The following is a 12064-nucleotide window of genomic DNA, read 5'->3' as shown; positions in this document are numbered from 1 at the left end:
AAGACTCAATGCCACCTTTATAACCCTTGACCACAAACTCCTCATGTGAGGGAGGCTGGGGAGGCTCCCGCGTCAAACAACTACCCTCGGAGTTACCTGAAGTCTGGCTCCGGTTCTTGTCACTACAGCCATCTTCGGATGGTCATTGGGGCAGAGGCGCCCCCAACGTCCCTCTTCCCTGTGCCTGTCACAGGGATCCAGCAGCGCCGTGTCTACAGCGCGGGAGACACGCTTTTTTTTGCGATATTGGCGGATGGAGGGACGGTCTACGGTGACTGAAGCGACCGCACCTGATCGAGAAATCCGGTCACAACCGAGGAAGGTTCGCCGCGGCGCCAGATGGTGGCAAGCTCCGCCTGAAAACGCCCCGCCGGTGTCCTGAGATCCCGGTAGACCACGCCAATCTGGCGCAGATTGCGCATCGAACCCGGCACGAGCGCGATACCGAGGCCTGCCGCTACGAGGCTGACGATCGTGTGCATCTGCACGGCCTCTTGGACGACGCGCATGGAAAAGCCCGCCGCCTCGCAGGCCATCAGGATATGGGCGTGGAAGCTCGGCCCGTGCTGGGGCGGAAACATCACAAAGCCCTCCCCGGCGAGGTCTGCGAGATCGATCACCTCATGCTCCGCAAGCCGATGATCCCCAGGCAATGCGACGACCATGTCGTCCCTCGCGATCGTCTCGAAACGCAGGTCGTCGGCATTGAAGACCGGCGGCCGCACGAAGCCCACGTCGGCCTCGCCAAGCTGAAGCGCGCGAACCTGAGCCGCGGTGGGTCGCTCTGTCAGTTCCAGCTCGACATCCGGATACGCGGCGCGGTAGCTGCGGATCAGGCGGGGCAGGAATTCATAAGTTGCAGCCCCCACATAGGTCACGCGGACGGTGCCGACGAGGCCCTGCGCCGCGCGCTGCGCTGCCCGCACGGTGCGTGTCGCCTGCGCGATCGTGCGGCGCGCCTCCGTCAGAAATGCCTGCCCGGCTTCCGTCAGCCTCACCTGACGCTGCGTGCGGTCGAAAAGCTCGACGCCGATATCCCGCTCCAATTTTTGCATCGCCTGGCTGAGCGGCGGTTGCGCGATGCCGAGCCGTGCGGCCGCGCGGCGAAAATGCAGTTCCTCCGCTGCGGCCACGAAATAGCGAAGCGTGCGAAGCTCGATGTTCGATATGTCCTGCATATCCTGCGATACCCGTTTGCCGTCTGTGCAGATGATCGGTCCGGCCCCACCTTTTCCATGATCCAGCACAGGAGAAAAGGATATCAGCATGATGAAGAAGATAACACTTGCCGCCACCCTCGCCGTTTCGGCGACGCCCGCCCTTGCCGAAATCGAGCGGACCGATTTCACCGTATCGGCGCGGGACAACGGCCGATTGTTCGTTCGCGAAGTCAGTGATCGTGCGGCAGCCGGCGGCAAGCCGCCGGTGATCCTGTTGCACGGCGCCCGCGTGCCGGGCGTTGCCTCCTTCGATCTGCCTGTCGAAGGCGGCTCGCTCGCCGCCGACCTCGCCAAGGCCGGCCACCGCGTATTCGTCATGGATGCCCGCGGTTATGGCGGCTCGAGCCGTCCGGGCCAGGATGCTCCCCCAAAGGGCGCGCCGCTCAGCCGCTCCGACGAGGTCGTCGCCGATCTCGCCGCGGTGATCGACGCGGTCAAGGAACGCACCGAGCAGCCGAAAGTCGCCCTCCTCGGCTGGGCGACCGGCGGCCACTGGGCCGGCATGTATGCCAGCCAAAACCCTGAGAACGTCAGTCACCTCGTTCTTTATAACAGTCTCTATGGCGCCCATTCCGGCCACGCAACGCTGGGGCCAGGCAGTGCTGCGGCCGATCCGAAAGACCCGACACGCTTCGATGCCGAAAAGGTCGGCGCCTACCGGATGAACACCGCCGCATCGCTGCTGCCCTCCTGGGACAATTCGATCCCGGTCGAGGACAACAGCGAATGGCGCGATCCAGCCGTGGTCGAAGCCTATCAGGCGGCAGCACTTGCCTCGGACCCGACCTCCGGGACGCGCGAACCGCCATCCTTCCGGGCGCCCTCCGGCGCCTTGGCCGACTCCTTCGAACTCGCCTCGGGTCGCAAGCTCTGGGAGGCCGGGCCGATCACGGCGCGCGTCCTGATCCTGCGCTCCGGCAATGATTTCTGGAGCAGGCCGGAAGACGTGACGACGCTCGAAAACGAGCTCACCAATGCGCAGACCGTGCGGGCCGTGACGATCACGGATGCGACCCATTACGTTCATCTCGACCGCTCCGAAAAAGGGCGCGACCGGTTCCTGACCGAGGTCACGGAATTTCTTCAATAGAGCAGTTCAGCTCTCCGCAATCGTCCCCTCGCCCCGCTGCGGGGTGAGGGGCGAAACTCTCGGCAAATCCGATAGTTGCGGGTCAATTTAAAGTGCGGTGAAAGCCCCTCATCCGCCCTATCGGGCACCTTCTCCCCGCAGGCGGGGCGAAGGGGGAGTCGCGCCCTCCGGCGTCCCTTACAGCGACTGTTGATACGCGGTCGCCACTTGCGCGATTGTCCCCTCTCCCCGCCTGCGGGGAGAGGGCTAGGGTGAGGGGCAAAAACTCTCATCGAATCCGACAGTTGCGAACAAAACTTAAGTGCCGTGACCGCTCCTCATCCGCCCCCCGGCGAAGGGAGGCGCTGTAGGTCGTCGCCATGCCGTCGTCATTGCTTGTCAATGTCGTGGCCCCGGATATAACCTGAACATGAGGAGGAGCCGTGTCTATGGAAGGATCGGACGCGGTCATGAATGTCATGTTTGTCGGGCACGATCCCTTTCTGGTGGCGCTCTCGGTGATCGTCGCGACTCTGGGCGGCTATACGGGCTTCGGCCTGGCCGGCCGCATCCGCAGTTCGCCAGGGGCGAATCGCAGACTGCTGCTTGCCGGTGCTGCCGGCTTTCTCGCCGTCAGCATCTGGACCATGCATTTCGTCGGCGTGCTTGCCGCGCCGCTTCCGCCCGACACCGCCTATCTCGTCTTTCCGACGGTCACATCCTTCCTCATCTGCGCCCTCGTGGTCGGCATTTCGCTGTTCTTCGTCAGTATCGGCGATCCTTCCAGACTGCGGATTGCCGCCTCCGCCCTGCTTCTCGGGATCGGCATAGCCTCCATGCATTATGTCGGCATTCACGGGCTCACCGGCCACTTCACGATCGAGCATGACCCGGCAATGGTCCTGCTGTCCGTCCTTATCGCCATCGCCGCCGCCTATGGCGGCTTGCGCATTTATCTTGCGCACCAGGGCGGCTTCCGACTGGCGCTCAGCGCGATAGCCTTCGGTATTGCCGTCTCAGGCATGCACTATACGGCGATGGACGGAATGCATTTCCGGCCTGCCGGCACCGATCACGCCATGGTCATGGACGGGCTCACCGCATCGCCGCAGGTGCTGGCGCTGGTCGTCGCGCTGCTCTGTTTCCTGATCGCCGTCGGCTTCCTGCTGTTCCTCGTGCCGGAGGCGCGTCAGCGCCCCCAGGAGCGGACTGTGGGAGAAGAGGCAGCTACCCTGCTCGATGAAGGCGCCGGACTGAAGGCGCGCCCCTCGCCCGGAGCGCGGCCAAGAGTGACGGCGGCGCCGCTTGCCGGTCTCGGTCAGCCATCGCGACCGCCGGCAAAGCGCATCCCGCTCGAAATATCCAACGGCACGCAGTTCATCGCGGCTTCCGATGTCCGCAGCATCCGCGCCGATGCTCATTATACCCTTGTCCATGACGGCCTGCGCGAGCGCATGTGCCCCTGGTCCATTTCGGACATGGAATCGCAGCTCTGTCCGACCGATTTCATGCGCGTTCACCGCAGTCATATCGTCGCCGTCTCCCACATCACCTTCATGCGGAAGGAAGGCGACGGCGCCGTGGTGGAGCTGGATGGTCCTGTTCCCCATCGCGTGCCGGTGAGCCGTGCGAAAATGGCGGAATTGAAGGCGCGGCTTGGACTTGTCCGGCGCGATGCCGCAAACCCTGAAATAGGTCAGGCCGACTGACGCAAATCGTGCGTCGAAAGCCGCATTTCGTGCGAATTTTCGCCTTTGGTGACTGATCCGGCCGGCTGCACTTGCCAGCGCTGACGGCCGGGGGAAACCTCTTCTGCTTGGCGTCGTATTTCGATCGAACAGGAGAAAGATCATGATACCGGGCGCATTCGATTTCCATCGGCCCGAAACGGTCGCCGATGCGGTAAAGCTTCTCTCCAGCCTCGGCGAAGACGCCCGGCCGCTCGCGGGCGGGCACAGCCTCATTCCGATGATGAAGCTGCGGCTCGCGACACCGGAACACCTCGTCGATCTTCATGGCATCGCCAGTTTGAGGGGCGTCCGCCGCGAAGGCGGCAATGTCGTGATCGGCGCGATGACCACACAGCACGACCTCGTCGGCTCGTCGGAGATCGCCACCCTTCTGCCGATCCTGAAGGAGGCGGCCCTCCTGGTCGCCGATCCGCAGGTGCGCTATCGCGGCACGATCGGCGGCAATGTCGCCAATGGCGACCCCGGCAACGACATGCCGGCACTGATGCTGGCGCTCGGCGCCAGCTATCGCCTCGAAGGGCCGGACGGAATGCGGACGGTCCCCGCCAGCGACTTCTATCAGGGCGCCTATTTCACGGCGCTGGAGCCCGGTGAACTGTTGACGGAGATCGTCGTTCCCGTGCCGGCCGAAGGCCATGGCTACGCCTATGAGAAGCTGAAGCGGAAGGTCGGGGACTATGCGACGGCGGCCGCGGCAGTCGTGCTGACGCTTTCGGGCGGCAAGGTCGAAACCTGCCGCATCGGCCTTACCAATCTATCGGAGACCCCGCTCCTTGCAGAGGATGCGGCCGATGCCGTGATCGGCACGAACCTTGACGAGGCGACGCTGAAGCAGGCCGCCGGGCTCGCTCAGGCGATCATGCAGCCGGCGGCGGACGGACGCGGTCCGGTCGAATACCGCAAGCACGTCGGCGGCGTCATGGTCATGCGGGCGCTGACGCGCGCCGCTGCCCGCGCGGTCTGAGGGAGGGCAACATGGCCAAGACACATGTGACGATGACTGTCAACGGAACCGAGGTCGAAGGCCTCGTCGAGCCCCGCACGCTGCTGGTTCACTTCATTCGCGAGAATCTCGGCCTCACCGGCACCCATATCGGCTGCGAGACGACCCATTGCGGCGCCTGCACTGTCGATCTTGACGGCATGTCGGTCAAGAGCTGCACCATCTTCGCCGTGCAGGCTGAGGGATCCGAAATCACCACGATCGAGGGCATCGCCAATCCGGACGGCACGCTTTCGGCCCTCCAGGAAGGCTTCCGCCAGATGCACGGGCTCCAATGCGGCTTCTGTACGCCGGGCATGATCGTGCGCGCCCATCGGCTGCTCAAGGAAAATCCCAACCCGAGCGAGGAGGAAATCCGCTTCGGCATCTCCGGCAATCTCTGTCGTTGCACCGGCTACCAGAACATCGTCAGGGCGATCCAGTACGCCGCCGCCAAGATCAACGGCACCGAGTTCAAGGAGGCCGCAGAATGAACGAGATCACCATCACGCGCGAAGAGCGCGAAGCAAAGCTCGAAGGTCTCGGCTGCAAGCGCAAACGGGTGGAGGACATCCGCTTCACCCAGGGCAAGGGCAACTACGTCGACGACGCGAAGCTGCCCGGCATGCTGCATGGCGACTTCGTGCGCTCGCCGCATCCGCATGCGCTCATCAAGTCGATCGACAAGGAGAAGGCGCTGAAGGTGCCGGGCGTTCTCGCCGTCATCACCTCCGAGGACCTGAAGGGCGTCAATCTCGCCTGGATGCCGACGCTCGCGGGCGACGTGCAGATGGTGCTGGCCGACGGCAAAGTGCTGTTCCAGAACCAGGAGGTCGCCTTTGTCGTCGCGACCGACCGCTATGCCGCCGATGACGGCGTCAATGCCGTCGACGTGGATTACGAGCCCCTGCCCGTGCTCATCGATCCCTTCCATGCGATGGACCCGGACGCCCCCGTCCTGCGCGAGGACATCAAGGACAAGAAGGACGGCGCGCACGGGCCGCGCAAGCATCCGAACCACATCTTCGAATGGACTGTCGGCGACAGGGACCTGACGGATGCCGCCTTCAGCAAGGCCGATGTGACCATCAAGGAGCTGATCTCCTATCAACGGGTCCATCCCTGCCCGCTCGAAACCTGCCAGTGCATCTGTTCCTTCGACAAGGTGAAGGGCGAACTGACGATCTGGGGCACCTTCCAGGCGCCGCATGTCATCCGCACGGTGGTGGCCCTCATTGCCAAGATCCCCGAGCACAAGATCCATGTGATCTCGCCCGATATCGGCGGCGGCTTCGGCAACAAGGTCGGCGCCTATCCCGGCTATATCTGCTCCGCCGTCGCCTCGATCGTCACCGGCAGGCCGGTGAAATGGGTCGAGGACCGCATCGAGAACCTGACGAGCACATCCTTTGCCCGCGATTATCACATGACGACGGAGATCGCGGCGACGAAGGAGGGCAAGGTCACGGGCCTGCGCGTGCATGTGCTGGCCGATCACGGTGCTTTCGACGCCTGTGCCGACCCCTCGAAATGGCCGGCCGGCTTCTTCAACATCGTCACCGGCTCCTATGATTTCCCGACGGCCCACCTGGCGGTCGACGGCGTCTACACCAATAAGGCACCGGGCGGCGTCGCCTACCGCTGCTCCTTCCGGGTCACGGAGGCCGCCTACTGCATCGAGCGCGGGATGGACATCCTCGCCCAGAAGCTCGGCATGGATCCGGCGGAACTGAGGCTTAAAAACTTCATCAGACCGGAGCAGTTCCCCTATAACTCGGCGCTCGGCTGGGAATATGATTCCGGCGACTACGAGACTGCCATGATCAGGATGATGGAGGCGACGGATTACGCCGGTCTGCGCCGCGAACAGGCCGAAAAGCGCGAAGCCTTCCGGCGCGGTGAGACGCGCGAAATCATGGGTCTCGGCGTATCCTTCTTCACCGAGATCGTCGGAGCCGGCCCATCGAAGAACTGCGACATTCTCGGCATCGCCATGTTCGACAGCTGCGAGATCCGGCTGCATCCGACCGGCGCCGGCATTGCCCGCATGGGCACCAAGAGCCAGGGCCAGGGCCACGAGACCACCTGGGCGCAGATCATCGCCACCGAGCTCGGCGTCCCCGCCGACGACATTATAGTCGAGGAGGGCAATACCGATACCGCACCCTACGGCCTCGGCACCTACGGCTCGCGCTCGACGCCGGTCGCAGGTGCCGCGATCGCAACGGCCGCCCGCAAGATCAGGGCCAAGGCGCAGATGATCGCCGCCTATATGCTGGAGGTCCACGAGGACGATCTCGAATGGGATATCGACGGCTTCCGGGTCAAGGGCCTGCCGGAGCGCTTCAAGTCGATGAAGGAGATCTGCTGGGCCGCCTATAATTCTCCGCCCCCCGGCCTGGAACCGGGCCTGGAGGCGGTCAGCTACTATGATCCGCCGAACATGACCTATCCCTTCGGCGCCTATCTCTGCGTCATGGATATCGACGTCGATACCGGTGTCTACAAGGTCCGCCGCTTCTACGCGCTCGACGATTGCGGCACCCGCATCAACCCGATGATCATCGAGGGGCAGGTGCATGGCGGGCTGACGGAGGCCTTCGCCATCGCCATGGGTCAGGAGATCCGCTACGACGAGAACGGCAATGTCGTGACCGGCTCCTTCATGGATTTCTTCCTGCCGACGGCGGTGGAAACGCCGCATTGGGAAACGGACTTCACCGTCACCCCGTCGCCGCATCATCCGATCGGGGCCAAGGGCGTCGGCGAGAGCCCGAATGTCGGCGGCGTTCCGGCCTTCTCCAATGCCGTCAATGACGCCTTCTCCTTCCTCGGTTCGACGCATATCCAGATGCCGCACGATTTCTGGCGCAACTGGCAGGCGGCGAAACGTCTGGGGGCGGTCGCCTGAGCGGGACGCCGGAAATGTCATCCAAGTCCCCCTCCGATGCGCATGACCTTCCTTCCGAAAACGGGAGGAAGGCAGCACCGAAAGAAGCCCTGCCGAAAGATCTGATTGCCGAGCGGCTCACTGCTGCCGGCTATATTGCCGATCCGGAGCTCTCGACCGCGATCGCGCTGATGCAGATGCTCGGCCGGCCGCTGCTGCTCGAAGGCGAGGCCGGCGTCGGCAAGACGGAGGTCGCCAAGGCCCTGGCGGCGGTCCACGAAACGGAACTCATCCGCCTGCAATGCTATGAAGGGCTGGACCAGTCCGCCGCCCTCTATGAATGGAACTACCAGCGGCAATTGCTTGCAATCCAGACACGTCAGGGAAAAAAGGCGTCTGAGATCGAGCACGAGGTCTTCTCCGAGGAATATCTGCTCGAGCGGCCGCTGCTGGCGGCAATCCGCAGGGAACGCTCTCCCGTGCTCCTCGTCGACGAGATCGACCGGGCCGACGAGGAATTCGAGGCCTTCCTGCTCGAACTGCTCTCCGATTTCCAGATCTCCATTCCCGAGCTCGGTACGATCCGCGCCACCTCCATCCCGCATGTGGTGCTGACCTCGAACGGAACGCGCGAGCTTTCCGATGCGCTGCGCCGCCGCTGCCTCTACCATTATGTCGATTATCCCGATGTCGATCGCGAAGCGCGCATCATTATGGCGCGGGTGGCGGGTGCCGGCGCGTCGCTCGCCCTGCAGATCGCCCGCATGGTCGAGAAGATCCGCAAGGAGGACCTGCGCAAGGTGCCTGGCGTCGCCGAGACGCTGGACTGGGCGGGCGCACTTGTCGGCCTCGATGTCCACGATCTGCAGGCTGAGCCCGAAGCCGTCCACGAAACGCTGATGTGCCTCCTGAAAACGCGGGAGGACAAGATGCGCATGAGCCGGGAGGTAACGGAACGCCTGCTCGGGAGGGTCGCATGAGGAGAACGGTATGAGCCGCTGTGACGCACTCCCGACGACGGAGGTGGATGAGGCCTCCCGCCTTGTCGCAACGAAGCTTTCCGGCTTCCTCAGAACCTTGCGCGACAACACCTTTGCGGTCGGCCTCGGCGAGGGTCAGGATGCCGCCAAACTGATGGCGTCAGGCATTGCGGACAGGCCGGAGCTGATGCGCTCGGCCTTCAAGCATCTATTCTGCGCGCGCAAGGCCGACTGGGACAGGTTCGACGGCCTGTTCGACGCCTTCTGGCTTGGCAAGCGCGTCCGCTCCCGCACAACGCTCTCCGGCGGGACCGCGCCGACGGGCAACGGCAAGACGCTGATGCGCGATGAGGCCTTCGCCAGGGCGCAGGCCCTGATCGGTGACCAGGTGAGCGCTGGCGACGAAGCCGACAACGGTGAGGCAAACGGCGAAGGCCGGATGGAGGGTGCCTCGCGCATCGAGAACATCGCCGAAACCGATTTCCGCAAGCTCGCCGACCCGGCCGAGATTGCAGGGGCGCATTCGGTGGCAGCGCGCCTTGCCGAGGTGATGCGCACGCGGCTCAGCCGCAGGCATCTGGCGCGACGCAGGGGCTACCGGCTCGATCTCCGCCGCACGATCCACCGCAATGTCAGCCACGGCGGCGTGCCGATCAACCTCGTCAGGCGAAGGCGCAAGGAAAAGCCGCTCCGGCTCGTGATGCTGCTCGATGCCTCCGGCTCGATGAGCATGTATACCGGCGTGTTCCTGCGCTTCATGCACGGCGTGCTCGACGAATTCCGCGAGGCGGAAGCCTTCCTGTTCCACACGCGGCTTGCCCATGTCTCCGATGCGATGAAGGAACGGGATGCGGCTCGCGCCCTCGACCGGCTGTCGATGATGGCCCAGGGCGCGGGCGGCGGCACCAAGATCGGCGAGTGCCTGCAGACCTTCAACCGGGCTTACGCTGCGCGCGTCATCTATTCGCGCACCTGCGTGATGATCGTTTCCGACGGCTACGAGACGGGGGATGCAGCGCTGCTCGGCCGTGAAATGGCGGCGCTTGCCCGCCGCTGCCGCCGCATCGTCTGGCTCAACCCGATGATGGGCTGGGACGGCTACACGCCGGATGCCGCCGGCATCAGGGCCGCCCTGCCCTTTGTCGATCTCCATGCGCCCGCCCATACGCTGCAAAGCCTGGCGGACCTCGAACCCTATCTTGCGCGATTGTGAGGCCAAGACTGTAAGGCCAAGACTGTAAGGAACATGACCATGACTGCCCATGTGGATGTGATGGAACTGATATCGCGGATGCGATCCGCCGAGGAGACCTTCGTGCTGGCGACGGTGGTCCGCACCGTCTCGGTGACGGCTGCCAAGGCCGGCGCCAAAGCCGTGATCCGCCCCGACGGCACGATCGCAGCCGGCTGGATCGGCGGCGGCTGCGCGCGCGGCGCCGTGCTGAAGGCGGCATACGACGCGCTTGTCGACGGCCAGCCGCGGCTCGTCTCGGTGCAGCCCGAAAACTTGCTCACCGAACTCGGCGTCAAGCCGGGCGACAGCAGGGACGGCGTGCGTTTTGCGAAAAACACCTGCCCGAGCAAGGGCACGATGGACATCTTCATCGAGCCCGTCCTGCCGCGCCCCTCTCTCGTCATCCTCGGCGCAAGCCCGGTGGCGATCGCGCTTGCGGACCTGGCGCACCGGCTCGACTTTCACGTCACGGTGGCAGCACGCCCGGCCGATTTCACCGAGGAACCGGATGCCGATCTCCGTTTCGACAGTTTCGATTTGACAGCCCTGCCGAAGGCTCGCCGCTTCATCGTCGTTTCGACGCAGAGCAAGGGCGACGAGGCCGCCCTGAAGGCGGCCCTGGAGACCGATGCCGCCTATTGCGGTTTCGTCGGCAGCCGCCGGAAGATTGCCGCTCTCAAGGAGAGGCTGGCGGCCGACGGCATCGATGCGGCCACGCTCGACCGGGTAAAGGGGCCGGCCGGCCTGGATCTCGGCGCGATCACGCCGGAGGAGATCGCGCTGTCGATCATGGCTGAGATCGTCCAGCTGCGCCGGAAGGGGCAGCGTGAGACGGGGCAACTCGGTTAGGTCTTGAAGAAGATATCAACTCCAACTGCTGAACAATCGAAGCAGGCTCAGTGAGGGACGACGGAGGCTGCGACTCCCCCTTCGCCCCGCCTGCGGGGAGAAGGTGCCCGGAGGGCGGATGAGGGGCCGTCGCGGCAATCGAATTTGATCCGCAACTATCGGATTCGACGAGAGTTTTTGCCCCTCACCGTAGCCCTCTCCCCGCCTGCGGGGAGAGGGGACAATCGAGCAAGCGGCGGCTACTACCGTCGCTACCGTGAGGGACGGCGGAGGCTGCGACTCCCCCTTCTCCCCGACGGGGAGAAGGCGTGCTCGGGTCCATTCTTTTGGGTTGGCAAACCACGCCCGCTAATACCGGAATTGGATCCGCTCTGGGGAGAGCTGGACGATCAAAAGATGAAAACCTAAAAGAGATTAAGCCCACCCGCCTCTTGAAGGAGGAGAAAAAATGAAACGCATCGAGATGGAGGTGAGCGGCGGCTGCCAGTGCGGTGCCGTGCGCTACCACGCAACCGCTATGCTTGACAATTCGCATCTCTGCCATTGCCGCATGTGTCAGAAAGCCTCGGGCAACATCTTTGCCGCGCTCGTCGCCGCGCCCGATGATGCGCTCACCTGGACACGCGGCAAGCCGAGCGTCTGGAAGAGCTCGGAGCTTGTCGAGCGCGGCTTCTGCGCCAATTGTGGCACGCCATTGTTTTTCCACCACCTCGAAAACGGCCGCACCAATCTGATGATGGGTTCGCTTGACGATCCGCACGCCTTCTCGCCGCTTGCCAATACCTGCACCGAGAACATGGTGGCATGGTTCGATACGATCACAGGCATAGAAGATACCGGTGCGACCGAAAACAACGGCGCCGACTGGGCCGCGGCGATCAAGGAGAGCAACAACCAGCACCCCGATCACGATACCACCTCATGGGCGGTGAGGAGGCGTGATGGCTGAGTCCTATTCCGGCGGTTGCCAGTGCGGCACTGTCCGTTGCCGCTATTCCGAAAAGCCGCCGTGCCGGAAATCAACGACAGCAACAGCTTACTTTCAAGATGATGCACGCAGGGTGCCTGGAGGTCTGCTCTTTAGCTAAC

General features: G+C 64.0%; 10 protein-coding genes. 9 read left to right on the top strand and 1 reads right to left on the bottom strand.

Annotated features, from left to right (window positions below):
- Positions 1-266 precede the first annotated feature (266 nt).
- Positions 267-1295: a LysR family transcriptional regulator gene (locus AAE029_RS34055; protein WP_371077353.1), complete on the bottom strand. Its 1029-nt coding sequence runs from the start codon at positions 1293-1295 to the stop codon at positions 267-269.
- Here AAE029_RS34055 and AAE029_RS34050 point away from each other — a divergent pair.
- The 9 genes from AAE029_RS34050 to AAE029_RS34010 all read left to right on the top strand — a co-directional run bounded on the left by AAE029_RS34050 (position 1267) and on the right by AAE029_RS34010 (position 11924).
- Entirely contained in the window at positions 1267-2310 is a 1044-nt protein-coding gene (locus tag AAE029_RS34050; RefSeq protein WP_371077352.1) for an alpha/beta hydrolase, read from the top strand. The genes AAE029_RS34055 and AAE029_RS34050 overlap by 29 nt on opposite strands.
- Positions 2311-2768: 458 nt before the next feature.
- Positions 2769-3998 (top strand): MHYT domain-containing protein, encoded by a 1230-nt coding sequence (locus AAE029_RS34045; protein ID WP_371077358.1) that lies wholly within the window; start codon positions 2769-2771, stop codon positions 3996-3998.
- 142 nt (positions 3999-4140) lie between these two features.
- Complete coding sequence (locus tag AAE029_RS34040; protein WP_371077351.1) at positions 4141-5004, top strand: xanthine dehydrogenase family protein subunit M; 864 nt, start codon at positions 4141-4143, stop codon at positions 5002-5004.
- An 11-nt stretch (positions 5005-5015) separates the two neighbouring features.
- Complete coding sequence (locus AAE029_RS34035) at positions 5016-5516, top strand: (2Fe-2S)-binding protein (RefSeq protein ID WP_371077350.1); 501 nt, start codon at positions 5016-5018, stop codon at positions 5514-5516.
- The gene (locus tag AAE029_RS34030; protein ID WP_371077349.1) at positions 5513-7933 is read left to right on the top strand and encodes an aerobic carbon-monoxide dehydrogenase large subunit; all 2421 of its coding nucleotides are present in this window, start codon (positions 5513-5515) and stop codon (positions 7931-7933) included. Before AAE029_RS34035 ends, AAE029_RS34030 begins: the two co-directional genes overlap by 4 nt.
- 14 nt (positions 7934-7947) lie before the next feature.
- Positions 7948-8892, top strand: a complete 945-nt coding sequence (locus tag AAE029_RS34025; RefSeq protein ID WP_371077348.1) for an AAA family ATPase — start codon at positions 7948-7950, stop codon at positions 8890-8892.
- A gap of 10 nt (positions 8893-8902) precedes the next feature.
- Positions 8903-10105, top strand: coding sequence for a VWA domain-containing protein (locus AAE029_RS34020; RefSeq protein WP_371077347.1), 1203 nt, complete (start codon positions 8903-8905; stop codon positions 10103-10105).
- Between the two features lie 39 nt (positions 10106-10144).
- Positions 10145-10975 carry an XdhC family protein gene (locus AAE029_RS34015; protein ID WP_371077346.1) on the top strand — a complete coding sequence of 277 codons (831 nt, stop codon included), beginning with the start codon at positions 10145-10147 and terminating at the stop codon, positions 10973-10975.
- A gap of 448 nt (positions 10976-11423) precedes the next feature.
- On the top strand, positions 11424-11924 hold the full coding sequence (locus tag AAE029_RS34010) for a GFA family protein (protein WP_371077345.1): 501 nt from the start codon (positions 11424-11426) through the stop codon (positions 11922-11924).
- Positions 11925-12064: the final 140 nt, after the last annotated feature.

The organism is Sinorhizobium sp. CB7, assembly GCF_041357635.1.
Taxonomy (GTDB): domain Bacteria; phylum Pseudomonadota; class Alphaproteobacteria; order Rhizobiales; family Rhizobiaceae; genus Rhizobium.
Note: the sequence above shows the minus strand (reverse complement) of the source record. Positions and strands in the feature narration are given on the sequence as shown.